General features: G+C 64.6%; 10 protein-coding genes. 5 read left to right on the top strand and 5 right to left on the bottom strand.

What is annotated here, in order from left to right; translation table 11 throughout:
- The 5 genes from ACR6A7_RS19815 to mgtA form a co-directional block, all read right to left on the bottom strand.
- The coding region (locus ACR6A7_RS19815; protein WP_434126980.1) for a two-partner secretion domain-containing protein at nt 1–6,812 on the bottom strand (6,812 nt) is incomplete at its 3' end.
- A gap of 12 nt (nt 6,813–6,824) precedes the next feature.
- Nucleotides 6,825–7,352: a toxin-activating lysine-acyltransferase gene (locus ACR6A7_RS19820; protein ID WP_434126981.1), complete on the bottom strand. Its 528-nt coding sequence runs from the start codon at nt 7,350–7,352 to the stop codon at nt 6,825–6,827.
- Between the two features lie 2 nt (nt 7,353–7,354).
- Complete coding sequence (locus ACR6A7_RS19825) at nt 7,355–9,049, bottom strand: ShlB/FhaC/HecB family hemolysin secretion/activation protein (RefSeq protein WP_434126982.1); 1,695 nt, start codon at nt 9,047–9,049, stop codon at nt 7,355–7,357.
- A gap of 271 nt (nt 9,050–9,320) precedes the next feature.
- Nucleotides 9,321–9,407 carry a magnesium transporter protection protein MgtU gene (mgtU, locus tag ACR6A7_RS19830; RefSeq protein WP_434127009.1) on the bottom strand — a complete coding sequence of 29 codons (87 nt, stop codon included), beginning with the start codon at nt 9,405–9,407 and terminating at the stop codon, nt 9,321–9,323.
- A 10-nt stretch (nt 9,408–9,417) separates the two neighbouring features.
- Complete coding sequence (gene mgtA / locus ACR6A7_RS19835) at nt 9,418–12,114, bottom strand: magnesium-translocating P-type ATPase (RefSeq protein ID WP_434126983.1); 2,697 nt, start codon at nt 12,112–12,114, stop codon at nt 9,418–9,420.
- A gap of 606 nt (nt 12,115–12,720) precedes the next feature.
- Between mgtA and ACR6A7_RS19840 the strand changes: the two genes are divergently transcribed.
- Genes ACR6A7_RS19840 through ACR6A7_RS19860 form a run of 5 tightly spaced genes read left to right on the top strand, consistent with a single transcriptional unit; the run spans nt 12,721 to nt 17,688 of the window.
- Nucleotides 12,721–14,289, top strand: a complete 1,569-nt coding sequence (locus tag ACR6A7_RS19840; protein ID WP_434126984.1) for an ABC transporter substrate-binding protein — start codon at nt 12,721–12,723, stop codon at nt 14,287–14,289.
- Nucleotides 14,289–15,341 (top strand): ABC transporter permease, encoded by a 1,053-nt coding sequence (locus ACR6A7_RS19845; RefSeq protein WP_434126985.1) that lies wholly within the window; start codon nt 14,289–14,291, stop codon nt 15,339–15,341. The genes ACR6A7_RS19840 and ACR6A7_RS19845 overlap by 1 nt, the downstream gene beginning before the upstream one ends.
- A complete protein-coding gene (locus tag ACR6A7_RS19850) occupies nt 15,338–16,195 on the top strand; it encodes an ABC transporter permease (RefSeq protein WP_434126986.1) in 858 nt (285 codons plus the stop codon). The genes ACR6A7_RS19845 and ACR6A7_RS19850 overlap by 4 nt, the downstream gene beginning before the upstream one ends.
- A complete protein-coding gene (locus ACR6A7_RS19855) occupies nt 16,185–17,018 on the top strand; it encodes an ABC transporter ATP-binding protein (protein ID WP_434126987.1) in 834 nt (277 codons plus the stop codon). Before ACR6A7_RS19850 ends, ACR6A7_RS19855 begins: the two co-directional genes overlap by 11 nt.
- Complete coding sequence (locus ACR6A7_RS19860; protein WP_434126988.1) at nt 17,011–17,688, top strand: ABC transporter ATP-binding protein; 678 nt, start codon at nt 17,011–17,013, stop codon at nt 17,686–17,688. Before ACR6A7_RS19855 ends, ACR6A7_RS19860 begins: the two co-directional genes overlap by 8 nt.
- Nucleotides 17,689–17,736: the final 48 nt, after the last annotated feature.

Genomic DNA, 17,736 nt, shown 5'->3' on the forward strand with positions numbered 1-17,736 from the left:
GCGCTGCCCACCGTGCCGGAGAGCGCCAGCGTCAGGCCGGAGGTTTTCTGCTCCACCTTATGGGTCTGGCTGCTCTGGTTCTCCGCCGCGGTGACGCTGACGTCGCGCCCGTCCAGCGTCAGGTTTTTGCCGGCGATAAGTTCGGAGCCGTTCACGTCCAGACGGTTGCCCGCCTCCAGCGTCACGTTGCCGTTCACGCTGCCGACGGTGCTGCCCTGGTTCGTCACATCCTGCGCCGTGTCGGTGGTTTTCAGGCTCTGCGTGCCGTAGCTGAAGCCAATACCGCCGGTGCCCGACAGCCCGCGCTTTTTCTCCTGCGCCAGGTGCTGCTCGCTGTTGCGCTCCGTCGCGCCCGCCACGCTGAGGTCGTTGCCCGCCTGCAGCGCGACGTCGCGCGTGCCCGCGATCTGGCTGCCCTGCACGCGCAGGTCGTTGCCTGCCGCAACCGTGACGCTGTCGCCGCTCAGCGCGCTGCCCTGCGCCGTCTGGCGCGCAATCTGATCGCGCGTGGTGGTGGTGCTCTTCGACAGCCAGCCGCTGCTGCCGGTCACCTTATGCCGCTCGTCCAGATCCTGGGTGTTCTCACCATTCGTCAGCGTAACGTCCTGTCCGGCGGTCAGCGCCAGCGCGAGGTCGGCCGACAGGGTGGCGGCGCGCGCCTTAAGATCGTTGCCTGCCAGCAGCGAAACGTCGCCTTTGCCCACCACTTCGCTGCCGATCTCCTGCGTACTGCCCTGCTTCAGGCTGTTGTCGCCGTCCCAGACGATATCGTCGCGGCTCGCGGTGGTGACGGTATTCAGGCTGAGGTCGCGGCCCGCATGCAGCACCGTCTGGCTCGACTCGCCGCTGTTGACCACCTGCGCCGCCGTCAGGTTGATATCGCGCCCCGCCTGCAGGATCAGCCTGCCGTCGTCGCCCTGCACGTACATGCCCGCCACGCTGTCGACGGTGGTGCGCGCAAAGCGGTTATCGCCGCTGCGGCTCTCAACGCTGCGCGTGGTGCTGATGGCGTTGATATCCCGTCCGGCGCTGGCCAGCAGCGAGTCGGTGCCCTGGATCACGCCGCCGATGTTGTTGATATCGGTGCGGGCGTTGAGATCGACGCTGGCGCCCTTGATGGTGCCCGCCAGGTTAGTAATATTGTCGGCGCTCAGCTTCACCACTTCGCGTCCGGCCAGCGTGCCGCTGTTGAACAGGCCGCCGCCCAGGTTCAGGTTGAGGTTGAGGTTGCGGCCCGCGATCAGCGCGCCGCTGCCGTCGACATCGCCCGGCTGAACGCGCGCGTAAACCTGCGGCACCAGCACCGTCTGGGTAGACCCATCCGGCAGCCTGACCTGCGCGTTAACCAGCCAGACGATATCTTTGGTCAGCAGCGCCATCTGCTCCGGCGTCAGCGCTACGCCGAGCGTCAGGTTGTACTGCTGGCTGAAGTCGATGGCGTTGTTCATCAGCGCTTTGTACTGATCTTCGTCGTTGCTGTAGCCGTCCAGATAGCGCTGCCCCGTCAGGTTGATTACCTGTTCGCGGATCAGGCGCTGTTCGTAGAAACCGTCGCCGAGGCGCTTCAGGACGTTGTCGCTGTTCTGCGTCAGCTGCTCCTGCATATAGTCGCTGCTCAGCCACTGCTTCTCCTGGGTAAAGCGCGGATCGGTCTCCACCAGGTATTTGCCGCCGGGCGACGGATTGGTTTTGAACAGGCTGTTGTCCGGCAGGCGCGTATCCGGCCCGACGATGCGCACCACGGGCGCCGCTTCGCCCTGCTGCGGCGCGACGCTGCTGGGAACGTCAAAGCGCTGCCCCGGCTTCAGGGCGGCGACGGCGATAGCGGGCAGCGCGCCGGTGTCGACCGCCTGCCACTCAGGCGCCAGCGCGCTGCCTGCCACGGCGGCGCTGACGCCGCCGGTATGGCCGATCGCGGCGTTGGTGCCCTGCGCGCTCTGCGGTGCCAGCGAGAGGGGCGTGCCGCTAATGCTGCCGTGATCGACCAGCTGGCTCGGCTTCAGCGCAATCGTCTCAATCACCTCCGGCGGCGCATAGGCTGAGCCTTTTTTGCCCTGGCTGTCGCCGCCTTTATGGCGGATGCGGTAGTAGCTGGTGACTTTACCGACGTCGGTAGTGATACGCTGGCCCGCCACCTCGACGTTATCAAGTTCCCCCGCGTTCATCGTCAGCGTGTTGCCCGCCACGATTTGGCTCTTATCGTTGAACACCTTATCGGCGTTCAGCGTCATATTGCCGCCCGCGATGATCTTCGCCGGATCGCTTTCGGCGATCTGCGTCTCCTGCACCGTGCGGGTGTAGTCATACTGGGTGAAGCGGTCGTGGTTGCTGCCGGTTTTGCCCGGCGTGTTGAGATTGCGCAGCGAGTCGGCGGAGTTGCGATCGACAAACACGCCCGGCTCGCCCGCTTTCCAGCGTACGGTGTCGCCCGACTGCTGATATTCGGTGATCGCCTCGGTGGAAACGGTCGCCAGCTCGGTGCTGAAATGGTCGTTGACGTTATTGATCTGCCCGGCGTCAATCTGCATATCGCCCGCCGACTCGATGGTGGCGCTGTGGTTGTTAAGGGTGCCAGCCCTGCCGGTCGCCAGTCCGCTGGCGTCCAGCTGCCCGCCCAGCGCCATATCCCCCGCGCTGTAGATCAGGCCGCGATCGCGGTTGTTCAGCGTCTGCACGCCGATATCGACCCGCTCGCGCCCCGCCAGCGTGGCGGCGCTGCCGTTCTCCGCCAGGTTATTGAAGGTGCCAGCCTGCACGCCGACCGTGTCGCCGTATATCCGGCCGCTGCCGATATTGGTTAAGGTGCCGGCCTTGAGCAGCGTCTGCTTGCCGTCTATCAGGCCGTAGTTGGTGATCTGCCCGTTAAGGGTCAGCCAGTCCTGCCCGGCGTTGATCTCGCCGCTGGCAGCGTTCAGCAGATTGCTGGCGCGCAGATCCAGCTTGCCGCCCGCCAGCAGCTTGCCGCTGTTAACGACGTCGCCTGGCGTGGTGAAGTTGAAGCTGCCGTTGGCGATCATCTCGCCGCTGTTGTTCAGGCTCTGCTGGCTGACCAGCGTCATGTCGCCGCGCGAGAGGATCTGGCCGTCGCCGCCGAGTCGATCGGCGCGGATCGTCAGCGATCGTCCCGCCCTGACGCCGCCTGCGCTGTTGGTCAGCGTCAGGCCATCGCCCTGCAGCAACAGATCCTCTCCGGCAGAGAGTTCGCCCTGGCTGTTGTCGAGGCTGCCGCGGCTGTTGATGGTCAGCTGCCGGTCGGCCAGCAGCGTGCCGCGCTGGTTGGCGATGCTGTCGCTGTTGACCTCGATACTGGCGGCTTCGATGCCCTGCTGTGCGCCCTGGGTATCCTGGTTATTGAGCTGCAGCGCGTTGAGCACGGCGGTCGCGCCGCTGCGGATAAGACCGGCGGCGTTATCAATAGCGCCCTGCGCGCTCGACAGCAGCAGATCGCCGACGCTCTGGATCTGCCCGCCGCGGTTATCCAGATGCGCGGTGGTGAGGCTGGCCGCCTGCTCGCTCACCACGCGCCCGCCGTTGCGGTTATCCAGCTCGCCGCTTTGCAGGCTGAGGTCGCCCTTCGCGCCCAGCGTGCCGCCCTGATTGTCGATATCGCTGCCTTGCAGGCTGAGATCGCCCAGGCTGTAGAGGGTGCCGTTCTGGTTGTCGACGCCCTGGCCGTGGCTGTCGACGAGCACGCTACCGCCCTGCAGCAGGCCTGCCCGGTTATTCAGCGCTGATGCCGTATCGAGGCGCAGCGCGCTCAGCATTGATGCAGTGTTAAGGCGCAGCGCGTTCTGCGGCGATGTGATGTCGAGGCGCAGCTGGTCTTTCGCCACCAGCGTGCCAGCTGCATTATTCAGGCTGCCCGCCGTCAGCTGCAAGGCTTTTCCGCTCAGGGCCATCCCCTGCGCGTTCTCCATCCGCCCGGCGCGGATCAGCATCTCGCCCTGGCTGGTCAGCCCGCCTTTCTCGCCGCTGTTCTGGTTGAGCAGCGTCTCTGTGCCGATATCAAGACGCTCGCCGCTCTGGATAAGGCCGCCGTCGCTGTTATCGAGCGTGCCGCCGCGCAGCGTCAGCGCCTGCTGCGCTGCCAGCTGCCCACCGCGGTTATCCAGCACGTCAAAGTCCAGGCTGCCTGTGTCGCCGCTCGCCAGCACGCCCTGGCCGTTAAGCAGCTCGTCGGCCGTGACGCGCAGCACTTTGCCCGCGCCGATGGTGCCGCCCTGGTTATCGAGCCGCTGCGCCGCCTCCAGCGACAGCCCCTGGCCCGCTTTAATAGCGCCGTCCTGGTTGCTGACGTTCGCCGCAGCGGCGGAGAGCGCCGCCTGCGAGGCGAGCGTGCCGCGCTGGTTATCGAGCTGCGTGCCGTTTAACCGGAGATCGCCTTGGCTGACGATAAAGCCCTGCTGGTTGTCGATCGCCCCGGCGTCAAGCGTTAGCGCGCCCAGGCTGCTGATGCCGCCCTTGCTGCCGCTGTCGCGGTTGCTTAGCGCATAGCCGTGCGTGTCGACAAGGGCGTCGCCGCCCGACTGCAGCAGGCCCGCGTCGTTGGTCAGCGCGCCGTCGCTCTCAATGCGCAGCTGCTGTTTGCCCACCAGCGTGCCGCCGCTGTTGTTCAGCGCCTGGGTGGTGAGCCAGGTCGCGCCGCCCGCCAGCATCCCCTGGCGGTTATCCAGATCGCCGCTGCGCAGCGTCAGCGCGCCGGTGCTCAGGATGCCGCCGCTGTCGCCGCTCAGCTGGTTGCTCAAGCGCGCGCCGTGCGTGTCGAGCAGCAGATCGCCGCCCGCCTGCAGCAGCCCGCCGTCGTTGTTGAGCGCGCCGCTGTCGCTGCGCAGCGCGCCTGACGCGGCGATGACGCCGCGCTGGTTATCCAGCGCCTGCAGCCCCAGCCCCAGCTGGAGGTTATCGCCCAGCAGCGTGCCCTCCTGATTCTCCAGACCGGCGGCGCTGAGGGTCAGATCGCCCTTCGCCCCAATACGGCCCGCCTGATTTGCCAGCGCCTGCTGCGTGGCGAGGCTGGCGGCGCCGGTTGCCGCCGACGCGCGGCCCTGGCGGTTGTCCAGCCGATCGGCGTTCAGCCTCAGATCGCGGCTCGCCGCCAGTTCGCCCTGGCGGTTATCGACCGCGCCGCTGACCTGCATCGTCAGGCTGCCCTGCTGCGCGGCGACGATGGCGCCGGAGCGGTTATCCAGCGCCGCGGCCTTGAGGTCGATATTGCCGTTGCCCGCCAGCTGGCCGCCCTGGTTATTCAGGCTGCCCGGCAGCGCGATGGCGAGGTCGTCGCTGCCGGTTTGCATAATCTGGCCCTGCTGGCTGGAGAGGTCGTGCGCCTGCAGATCGAGCCTGCTGGCGGCCAGCGCGCCGCCGTCGTTATCCAGCATTTTGTCGGTGTGGGCGGTGAGCTGCTGCTGCGCGGTGAGGGTGGCGCCGCGCGTCACGATGTCGCCGTCGCGCGCCTCAAGGGTGATGTTTTTCCCCTGCGTGCGGCTGCCGCTGAGATCCAGCCGCTGGCCGCGCGCGGTCAGGCTGCCGCCCGCCAGGTTCTTGCCCTGGGCGCTCAGCGCGCCATCGGCCGCGAGCGTCAGATCGCCCGACTCGCCGAGCCTGCCATCCTCCTGGACCCCGGCGGCGAGCGTGCCCGCGTTGGTGCTGTTGAGACGGGCGGCCTGCAGCGTAACGTTATTGCGGGCCGCGATGGAGCCGCTGTTTTGCGCCTCCGCCGCGCTGGCGACGGTGGCGCTGCCGCCGGCGAAGAGCGTGCCGCTGTTGCTTAAGCCCTCTCGCGTGGCGACCTGCAGCTCGCCGCTGCTGCGTATGCTGCCGCTGTTTTCGATGCGGCCGTCGGCGGTGAGGGTGACCGCACCCGCCTGCGCGCCGATGTTGCCCGCGTTGCGCACGCCGACGCCCGCTTCGGTGCCGATCAGGCGGATTTTCCCGGCATACATGCCGCCGAGGCTGGAGACGTCCAGCGCCACCTGCGGACGCGAGGCGGGGTCGTCACCCTGTTTCGTGACCTGCTGATGCGCCGCATCCACCTGGTTGCGCCCGGTGGTGACGTTCAGATCCTTAGCCCAGACGCTGGCGTTGATTTTCACCGAGCGGGCGATAATGTCGGTGTAGTCCTGGCGCGAGCTGTCCAGCCCCGCCCCTTCGACCGCTATCTCGCCGCGCTCGACGTTAAAGCCGGTGAGGTTGCCGTTGGTGATCTGCGCCTGGCCGGTGGTGAGCGTGGCGCGGTTGGCGTTGATAAATCCGCAGCCGTTGCAGGTGATGCCGGACGGGTTGGCGATTACCACCTGCGCTTTTTGCCCCGCCACTTCGACAAAGCCGTTCAGGCGGCTGGGATCGCGCGAGTTAACCTCGTTGAGGATCACTTTGGCCTCGCCGCGGGCCAGCCAGGGGTTGCCGCTCACCATACCGCCCAGTTCGGTCTGCACGTTTTTATGGGAGTTGTTGAGAATGGCGCCCTGCTGCCCGACGTCGAACTGGCTGTAGCTGTTGCGCGATACCCCACCGGCGGAAGGGGTCTGGATATTAATCTGCGGCGTGCCGTTGGCGCTGTTGATAATGGTCGGCTGCTGACCGCCCGGTGCCTGCGGATCGGCGACGATGGCGGCGCTGGCGGGCTGGATAACGCCCATCGCCAGCCAGAGGCTGAAGCTCAGCGCGCCTACCCGGCCAGTGAGTCGGCTGAGCGTATGGCCCGCGCCCGATGCGCGCGCGCCGCCTGCGCGGCCTGAACCGGCAATCTCGGCCACCACCATCAGCATGCCGCGCGCTTTGTTGAAAATAATGCGGTAGAGGTTTCTGTTCATCTAATGTCCCTATCAGATTTGTGGTAACGCCACGGCGAGCGGGTGCGCCTGCCGCCACTTTTTTGCCGCCTCGCGGTTAACGCTGGCGCCATGAAAATTGAGTACGCGCTTGCCGCGCTGTTCGCCGCGATGGTCTAACGCCCGCCAGCAGGCGTGAGGAAAGAGGTCGCGGCGCACCAGACGGCTCATCGCCGCGGTATGACCAAACGGCGCGATCCAGTCGCAGCACCACATGCGCTCGCCGCTGTTCCAGTCCTCGGGCGGGAAATGGATCGCAGGCAGCGTGAGATAGCGCGCTTCGGCCTCTTCATTCAGCCAGGCCCAGCTAAAGAAAAAAACCGGCTCGCCCGCGTCGGCGACCAGCACATACTGCTGTGTTTTAACGATCGGCAGCAGCAGCGTCGGCAGCGCGTGCAGCGGCGCGTCGCGATGCAGCGGCGAGTGCATCCAGAGCCAGACCGCGGCGCCCAGCACTTCCGCTTCGCTCTCTTCGCCGCCGAGGATCAGCGGCGATTTAATCTCATAGTTCCCTGCGCGCATGCTCAGTAGCTCCAGTTGAGGTTGAAGCCGAGCGTGACGTCGCTGGTGCGCAGGCCGTCCGGTTTCGAGAGCGGCGTGCCGATAAACAGGTCATAGCCGGTGTGGAACGCCTGCCCGCGCAGCCCGGCCACCCCGCCCGCCAGGTGCTGCCCAGTGAGCAGCTCGCTGCCTGCGCCGCCCACCTCGCCATAGTCCACGCCGAGATAGAGCTCCTGCGCGGGCAGCGGCGTGCTCCAGGCGATGTCGTTGCGCAGATACCAGCCGCGGCTGGCATTGAGCGTGCGCTCGCCGTCGAAGCCGCGCACCGTCCAGCGGTTGCCGATGGAGAACTGCTCCTGCGGCGTGAGCGGCGTGCTGCTCATCTGGCGCAGATACTGCATGTTGTAACGAAAATGCTGATCGGCCAGCGTAAACGGCAGATTGAACTGTGCGTTAAGCTGCACGATTTTGCTCAGCGCCGTCGCCTCGCCGAAATACTCCTCCGGAGCGGGCTGGGCGCCGAACCAGCGCGTGCCGCGCTGATAGCTGACCCCCGCGTCCAGCGTCGCCTGCCGGATGTAGTGACGATGCTGCAGGCCGATACGCCAGGCGGCGGTCTGTCGCCGCTGCACCTGCACCTCGGTGTCGTTGATATAGTTGCGGGTTTCGCGCGTCAGCACGTCATAGGTCAGCGACGTTTTCTGTGAACCGCTGCGGTGCAGCACGCGGCTGAGCTGTAAGTCGAGGCTTTGGCTTTTTCCGCTGTAGCGGTAGTCCTGATTGGTGCCGGCGACCGTCTGGTGATAGTCGTAGTCGCTGCCTGTGACGGAGAACATCCAGTAGCCGAACGGCACCGAGTAGTGGCCGGTGACGTTTTTGCTGCCCTTGCCGCCCTGACCTTGCAGATCGTGCGTGGCAGAGAGGTAAAAGAGATCGCTCAGGGCGAAAGGGTTATCGAGCGACAGCGTGACGCCGCCTAAGTAACGGCCGGTGCTGCGGGTGCCGGAGTCGTCCAGCGACAGGCCGACGCGCCACATTTTTTGCTGCTTCCAGCGCACCTGAATATCGCTCTCGCCCGGCTGTTCGCCAGGCACCACCGACATATCCGCCTGCACGGTCGGCAGCCGCTGCAGGTTTTCCAGCCCCTGCTCGATATCCCGTAAATCCAGCAGGTTACCGTCGTGTGCGGGAAAAGCGCTGTAGAGCCAGAGATGGCGATCGCTTTCCGGCGTCAGCTTCGCCTCCCGCACGTAGCCGGGCAGGATCACCAGCCGCAGCGCGCCGCTGTTGAGATCCTGCGAAGGTGCCAGCACGCGCGTGGTGACGTAGCCGTGATCCACCAGCCGGTTCTGCAGGGCGCTCATCAGCAGGTTAATGCCCTGCGCCCCCAGGCACTTGCCCTGCGCCTGGCTGGCGATGCGGCGCAGCGGCAGCCAGTGCGGCAGCGCCTGCTGCCCCTGCAGCTCGACGCGCGCAATGGGAAAACAGGGTTTTTCAGCGGGAAAGTCGATGCGTCCGAAGCTGGACGCGGGCGGCGAGAGCCGCACGTCGGGTGCCTTCGGTTCGATTTGCTGCTCCAGCGCCTGCTGGCGCTGTTGCTGCTGGCGGATCTGTTCGCTGGCGTCAGGAAGCGCGTCGGCGGCCGCGGCCTGCGCGGTGAAAAAAGCGCCAGCCAGCAGCGAAAAAGAGAACGGAATAGATTTGTGCCGAAGATGCATCAGACAGTCCCTGTCGCGTAAAGTAATCGTAAATTATGTTAATTTAAGTAAAACTGGCTGCGTATTATCCATAAATTCAGATTAGCGACAACTCTCTTCTGATGAATTTTCAGGCGAATTGTTTAAGGGATTTTACGCTTTTGTACAGCGAGGCGCGGCCTGGATAGCAGCGTTGAGAAAGAGAGAAGAGGCCGAAAATTAAGGCCGCTAATAGCTGAGGTTCAGCGGGTAAAGCAAAACAACGGCGGCGAGTCACCTCGCCGCCCGCGCGTTAGCGCACAATCACCGTCAGCAGAATCAGCGCGATAGCGATAAGCGCGACGCCGAGAAATGCCCGGTCGAGCCTTACTCTTTTCATCGCAGTGCTCCTAGAACCACTGGCCGAAGCGGCGGATATAGAACCGCTTCATGCCCTGCGCCACCAGGCAGTAGCCGAACAGCGTCGCCGCCAGCCAGGGGAAATAGGCGAGCGGCAGCGGCACCAGGCCGACCATCGCGCCGAGCGGCGAGAAGGGAATGGCGATGCCGAGCGCCATAATAGCGAAGGTGGTCAGCAGCACCGGCAGCGCCGCGCGGCTCTGAATAAAGGGGATCTTCTGCGTGCGCAGCATATGCACCACCAGCGTCTGCGACAGCAAGCCTTCAACGAACCAGCCGGACTGGAACAGCGACTGCGCGCCCGCGTGATTCGCGCCGAAGACGAACCACATCAGCGCGAAGGTGGTGATATCAAACAGCGACGAGGTCGGCCCCATCCACAGCATAAAGCGGCGGATGTTGCCCGCATCCCATTTGCGCGGCTTGCGCAGAAACTCCGGGTCCATTTTGTCCCAGGGCAGCGCCAGCTGGGAGATGTCATACATCAGGTTCTGCAGCAGCAGATGAATCGACAGCATCGGCAGAAACGGAATAAAGGCGCTGGCGACCAACACGGAAAAGACGTTGCCGTAGTTAGAGCTGGCGGTCATGTTCAAATACTTGATGATATTGCCGAAGGTTTCGCGCCCTTTCAGCACGCCCGCTTCCAGCACGCGCAGATCTTTCTCCAGCAGGATAATGTCGGAGGACTCTTTGGCGATATCCGCCGCGCTGTCGACCGAAATTCCGACATCGGCGTCGCGCAGCGCCGGCGCGTCGTTAATGCCGTCACCGAGGAAGCCGACCGTATGGCCGTTCTGCTGGAACAGCCGCACCAGACGCGCCTTCTGCGGCGGCGTCAGCCTGGCGAACAGGCTGCTGCGCCCGGCGGCCTGCGCCAGTTCGCTGTCGCTCATCGCCTCGATCTCATCGCCGGTCAGCATGCCGCTGGCGTCCAGCCCCACATCACGGCAGATGCGCGCGGTGATCGTCGGGTTATCCCCGGTCAGCACTTTGACCGCGACGCCGCTGGCGCGCAGCGCCTTAATCGCTTCGCCTGCGCTCGCCTTCGGTGGATCGAGGAAGGTCAGCATCCCTTCCAGCGTCAGCTCGCGCTCTTCCGCCTGCGTCAGCGGCAGCGCAATATCCCCTTCGCGCGTCGCCACCAGCAGCACGCGGAAGCCCTGCTGGTTATAGGTTTCAGCCAGCTTTTGCAGCGCCGCCCGCCGCGCCGCGCAGAGCGGCACGCATTCGCCGTTCACGCGCACCCGGGTTGATACGGCGAGCATCTCCTCAACGGCGCCTTTGCACACCAGCAGCGATGCCCCCTGCTGCAGATCTTCCAGCAGCACCGACAGGCGACGCCGCGCAAAGTCGAAAGGGAGCTCATCCTGTTTGTGATAGCGGCTGCGCTGCGCCTCGCTGATGCGTCGCGCACCCGCCCGCACTACCGCCCGATCCATCGGGTTTTTAGTGCCCGTCTGGCTGCTGCTGTTCAGCCAGCCGAGCAGCAGCAGACGTTCATCCTCCTCGCCATCGCAGTTGAGGAGGTGCGACAGCTGGATCTCATCCTGCGTCAGCGTGCCGGTTTTATCGGTGCAGAGCAGATCCATCGCGCCGAGGTTCTGGATGGCGTTAAGGCGTTTGACGATCACCTTGCGGCGCGCCATCGCCATCGCCCCTTTCGCCAGGTTCGAGCTGACGATCATCGGCAGCATCTCCGGCGTCAGCCCCACGGCGACGGCCAGCGCGAACAGCGCGGCGTCGGTCCAGTCGCCTTTGCTGAAGCCGTTAATCAACAGCACCACCGGCACCATAATCAGCATAAAGCGGATCAGCAGCATGCTGACGCTGTTGACGCCGCGGTCAAACGCGGTCTGGGCGCGGCTGCCGACCAGCGATTTCGCCAGCGAGCCGAAGTAAGTCTCACTGCCGGTCGCCACCACCACGGCGCTGGCGCTGCCGCCTGAGACGCTGGCGCCCATCAGGCAGATGTTCTCCTGTTCCAGCACGCTTTTGCCCGCCGACCGGCCGCGGCTGCTTTTCGCCGCCAGCTCGGCGCTGAGATCGACTTTCTCGACTGGCAGCGACTCGCCCGTCAGCACCGCCTGGCTTACGCAGAGATCGCGCGAGCGGATCAGACGCACGTCAGCAGGCACCCGATCCCCCGCGCTGAGCAGCACGATATCGCCGGGCACCAGCTCGCGCATGGCGATCTCCTGCGGCGCGCCGTCGCGCATCACGCTCGCCGTGGTGCGCACCAGCGACTTCAGCGCCTGGGCAGCGCGATTGGTGCGAAACTCCTGCCAGAAACGCAGCAGCGCGCTCAGCGTCACCATGGTGCAGATGATGATCACGCCGGTCAGATCGCCCTCGTCCCCGGCGCGCAGCGGCAGCCAGTAGTCGGTGAAAAAGCTCACTCCCGCCAGCGCCAGCAGCACGTAGATAAAGGGGTTGTGAAAAGCCATCAGCAGCTGCAGCAGCGCGGGCGGCGCTTTCTCCTGCGCCACCTCGTTAGGACCGAACTGCGCCAGACGACGCTGCGCTTCCTGCTGGCTCAGCCCCGCCGGCTGGCTGTGCAGGTGGGCCAGCGTCGCCTCGACCGTGCGATCCGCTTCCTGCTCGATTACATATTTTTTTGCACCGCTTCGCGCGGCGCGGCGGCTATTTTTTGTCAGCGTCTGGCTTTCCAGTTTTAATTCGGACATGGTGAATTCTCCCTGTAACAGGCAAAGCAATCCCGGCACGCGAAATCAGGCGTGCGTAATCAAAGAAAATATTTAAGGGAGTGCGTAGCGTGACGGGCGAATAAGCCGCAGGCGCGAACCGCTCGCCGCAAGGATCTCGCGACGCGGTAAGAAGACGCAGGCGCAGGGCGCAGCCGGTCAGCTACGCGAGCGAGGTGGAGGAAAAAGTGCGTGAGTGAAAAACAGCATAACGATCGCCCTACAATAAATAGCGTGTTCAGGGAGCAATCGTGACTAACGAGGATCGCTGCCCGCCGGATGGCAAGCAGCATGGAGATTCAGCTTGCCAGTGTTAATAACCTTGTCGAATGACTGTCCAAGTGAATTCTCCAGTAGTGAGTTGGCGCTATTATAAGCGCGGCGAAAAAAGGATAAAGAATAAATTAAGGCTAAATAAGCTTCGTTGAGGTTCTGTTTCTCTATACTGACTTAACAACATTTTGCGTCTCTTATAACCAGCACGTCATCCTTATAACCTTTATGCATAAGGTTAGCCCATAATAGACTATTCTTCCTTCAAGCCCTCTCGTACACTCGCGTGACTACTTTATAAGGCAAGGAATTACCATGAAAAAAACTGCTGCTTCCCTGTTGGCGCTTTCGCTGACAGCCGCCTTTGCCGCACAGGCCGCTACGCCAAAAGATACGCTGGTTATCGCACAGTCTATCGATGACGCCGACAGCTTCGATCCCGCCAAAGGATTTGAACTGACCAGCGTGCAGGCCTTTACCAATATCTATCAGCGCCTGGTCCAGTCCGATCCGCAAAACCCGACGGATCTGAAACCGACGCTCGCCAGCGGCTGGCAGCCGGGCAGCGATAACCGCAGCCTGACCTTTGAGCTGCGCAAAGACGCTAAATTCTCCAGCGGCAACCCGCTGCGCCCGGAAGATGTCATCTTCTCGCTGGGCCGCGTGGTGAAGCTCAATCTCGATCCCTCTTTTATCCTGACGCAGCTCGGCTGGACCAAAGAGAACGTTGACGGCTTCCTGAAGAAAGTCGACGACAACCATGTGCAGATCAGCTGGAGCGCCAACGTCAGCCCGACCTATGTGCTGAGCCTGCTCTCTGCGCCGGTCTCCTCTATCGTTGATGAAAAAACCGTGATGGCGAACGCGAAAAACGGCGATCTGGGCAACGGCTGGCTGGCAACCAACTCGGCGGGCAGCGGCCCCTATCAGATCCGCAAAGTGGTGCTGCATCAGGTGGTGCTGCTGAGCGCTAACCCGACCTCGCCAGCCGGCGCGCCGAAGCTGAAAAACGTGCTGATTAAAAACGTGCCGGAGCCGGCGGCGCGCCGTCTGCTGCTGGAGCAGGGCGACGCGGATATCGCGCGTAACCTCGGCGCCGATCAGATCGCCTCGCTGAAAGGCAAGGCGGGCGTGAAGACGGAAGCCTACCCGATGGCGTCGCTCTACTACATTCAGTTCAACGTCGGCGGCAACGAGACCCTGAAGAACCCGGCGCTGTGGGAAGCGGCGCGCTACCTGTTCGACTATAAGGGCATCGCCAACGACCTGCTGAAAGGCCAGTTCGACGTGCATCAGACCTTCCTGCCGAAAGGCTTCCTCGGCGCGGTCAACGATACCCCTTACAGCTACGATCCGGAAAAGGCGAAGGCGATCCTGCAGAAAGCTGGCCTGACCAACGTCAGCTTCAATCTCTCCACCAGCAACCAGCCGCCCTACCTCGATATCGCGCAGGCGCTGCAGGGCAGCTTTGCCAAAGGCGGCGTGAAGATCAACGTGCAGCCGGGCCTGAGTTCGGAAGTCTCCACCAGCGTGAAGGCGCACAAGTATCAGGCAACGCTGAACGCCTGGGGCGCGGACTACTTCGATCCCAACACCAACGCCGCTTCGTTCGCCTATAACCCGGAAGATGGCAGCAAAACCATCGCTTACCGCTCCGACTGGCATATCCCCGAGCTGAACAAGCAGGTGCTGGCGGCGACCGCAGAGAGCGATCCGCAGAAGCGCGTGGCGCTCTACAAAGCGATGCAGGAATCGGTGCTGAAAAACTCGCCATACGTGATCGGCCTGCAGGCGCGCAACCTGGTGGCGCTGCGCGATAACCTGAAAGGCTACGTGCAGGGCATCAACCCTGACATGGTCTACTACTCGCAGGTCAGCAAATAATGGCGCAGTCAGCCTCGGAGGCCGGGTTCGCCCGGCTACTCTGGCCGCGCCTGTCGCGGCTGGTCACCAGCCTGCTGTCGCTGCTGGTGACGCTGCTTGGGCTGCTGGCCTTTACCTTTATGCTCTCCCACCTTTCGCCGGTGGATCCGGTGCAGCAGATCGCCGGCGATCACGCCAGCGAAGCGACCTATGCGCAGGTGCGCCACGAGCTGGGGCTGGATCAGCCGGTGCTGGTGCAGTTCTGGCGCTACCTCGAACACCTGGCGCGCGGCGACCTCGGCCTTTCCCACCTGACCAATCAGCCGGTGGCGCACGATCTGATGCAGACCTTCCCCGCGACTATTGAGCTGGCGACCTGCTCGATGATCTTCGCCGCCCTGTTCGGCGTCAGCCTGGCGCTGCTCGCCGCCTGGAAGCCCGGCAGCGTGATTGACAACGTGGCGCGCTTCGTCTCCCTGCTCGGCTATTCGGTGCCGGTGTTCTGGCTCGGCCTGCTCGGGCTGCTGCTGTTTTACGCCGTGCTGCACTGGTCCGCCGGGCCGGGACGGCTCGACGATCTCTACGTCTATACGCTGGAGCCGAAAACCGGCTTCGTGCTGATCGACAGCTGGCTCTCTGGCGATCGCGAGATGTTCCGCAACGCTATCGCCCATCTCTGGCTGCCGGTGGTGATCCTTGGCCTGCTGGCGATGGCGGGCATTACCCGTCTGCTGCGCGCCGCGCTGCTGGAAGAGAGTAGCAAAGAGTATGTGACGCTGGCGCGCGCCAAGGGCGCCGGTCGCGGCCGCATCTTGCTGCGCCATATTTTTCCCAACGTGCTGGGCACGCTGGTGACGGTGATCGCCCTCTCCTACGCCACGCTGCTGGAGGGCTCGGTGCTGACCGAGACCGTCTTCGCCTGGCCGGGCGTCGGGCGCTATATGACCAACGCGCTCTTTTCGGCCGACGTACCGGCCATCCTCGGCTCTACGCTGCTGATTGGCGCCTGCTTCATCCTGCTTAACGCCCTGGCGGACGCCCTAACCTGGTTAACCGATCCGAGAACCCGATGACGCAACAACTCTCTGAACTCGAAACCGTGCGGCCGCGCCGCCGCCGTCGCCGCGTCACCTCGCTAACCATCGGCCTGACGCTGGTGGCGATCCTGGTGCTGACCGCCCTGCTCGCGCCGCTGCTCGCGCCCTTCGATCCCAACCTGCAGACCATTTCGGCGCGCCTGCTGCCGCCCTCGGCGCAGCACTGGTTCGGCACCGACGGCTTCGGCCGCGATCTGCTCTCCCGCGTGATCTACGGCGCGCGCCCGACGCTGCTGCTGGTGTCGCTGATCCTGGTGCTGACCATTCCGGTCGGCCTGCTGGTCGGTATTACCGCCGGCTACGTTGGCGGCTGGACGGAGCGCGTGCTGATGCGCATTACCGATATCTTTCTTTCGCTGCCGAACCTGGTGATCGCGCTGGCGCTGGTGGCGATGCTCGGCCCCGGCCTGATGAACGGCGCGCTGGCGCTGGCGCTCACCAGCTGGCCGCCCTTCGCCCGCCAGGCGCGCGCCGAGACCCTGGCGCTGCGCCGCAGCGACTATCTGGCCGCCGCGCGGATGCAGGGCATCACCGGGCTGCGCCTGATGTTCGGCCATATTCTGCCGCTCTGCCTGCCCACCGCCGTGGTGCGCGCCGCGCTCAGCCTCGGCGGCATTATTCTCTCCGCCGCCGGCCTTGGCTTTCTCGGCATGGGCGTGCAGCCGCCGACCGCCGAATGGGGTTCGATGGTAGCGGAAGGCAGTAAAGTGATTTTCGACCAGTGGTGGGTCGCCGCCGCCCCCGGCGCGGCGATTCTGTTCGCCAGCCTGGCCTTTAACCTGACAGGCGACGGCCTGCGCGACCGACTGGATACCCGCCATGCCAAATGATCTGTTACTTCACGCCGAGTCGCTAAGCATCCGCAGCGACGACGCGCTGCTGGTGGAGGACATCAGCTTCCGCATCGGCCGCGAGCGCGTGGCGCTGGTGGGCGAATCGGGCTCCGGCAAATCGCTGACCGCGCGTACGCTGATGGGGCTGCTCTCCCCTGCGCTGCACCTGAATGCCCAGAAGCTGGAGGTGGCGGGCCACGATGCGCTGCACCTGAGCGAAAAAGCCTGGAGCGCGCTGCGCGGCGATACGGTGGCGATGGTGATGCAGGACCCGAAATATGCGCTTAACCCGACGCGCACCATCGGCTGGCAGGTCGAGGAGCCGCTGCTGCTGCACCGCCGCCTGAGCCGCAGCGAGCGCAAAGAGAAGGTGTGCGAGATGCTCGACGCCGTAGGCCTGCCGCAGCCGCGCCAGCTGATGCAGCGCTATCCACACCAGCTTTCCGGCGGCATGGGCCAGCGCGTGATGCTGGCGATCGCGCTGATTACCGATCCCGCCTTTTTGATCGCCGACGAGCCGACCTCGGCGCTCGACCACGCCATGCGCGATCAGGTGCTGGCGCTGATCCGTCGCCTGGTTGAGGCGCGCAATATGGGTCTGCTGCTGATCAGCCACGACCTGCAGCAGGTCTCCGAACACTGCGAACGCGTGATGGTGATGTACAAAGGCCGCATGCTCGATACGCTGCCCGCCGCCGATCTGCCGCGCGCCACCCATCCCTATACGCGCACGCTCTGGTCTTGCCGTCCGAGCAAAGCGACCCACGGCCAGCCGCTGCCGGTGCTGGATCGCGCCGCGCTGGAGGCGAACCATGATTAATCTTCAGCGGCTGAGCGTCGCGCACAAGCAGGGCTACGAGCTGCGCACCGTGGTGCACGAGGTCGATCTGCAGGTCAACGCCGGTGAGTGCTTCGGCCTGGTGGGCCCGTCCGGCTGCGGCAAGTCGTCGCTGCTGTGGGTGATGGCCGGGCTGAATCCGCACTGGCAGGGAAAAATGGCGCTGGCGGGCAGCGACGTCGCGCCGGGCAAACCCTTTACCGGCCAGCTGCGCCGCGACGTGCAGATGGTATTTCAGGATCCCTACGCCTCGCTGCATCCGCGCCACCGCCTGCGCCGCACCCTGGCGGAGCCGCTGAAGCTGCTGCGCCGCGACAATATCGACGACCGCATCGATCAGGGCTTTCGCCACGTCGGGCTCGATCCGGCGCTGGCGGCGCGCTATCCGCATCAGCTCTCCGGCGGCCAGCGCCAGCGCGTGGCGATCGTGCGCGCGCTGCTGCTGGAGCCGAAAATCCTGCTGCTGGATGAGCCGACCTCGGCGCTCGATATGTCGGTACAGGCGGAGATCCTTAACCTGCTGAACGATCTCAAGCGCGATGACGGTTTGACCATGGTGCTGGTCAGCCACGATCCCGACGTGATCGACCATATGTGCGACCGCGCCGCGCGCATGGCGCAGGGGCGCATCGTCGAGCAGATTGGCGCATAACGGTTCGCGCGAGCTGGCGCGCCTTGTGCGCTATACTCGCGCGGAATC

This window comes from Pantoea phyllosphaerae (assembly GCF_051025595.1).
Taxonomy (GTDB): Bacteria; Pseudomonadota; Gammaproteobacteria; order Enterobacterales; family Enterobacteriaceae; genus Pantoea.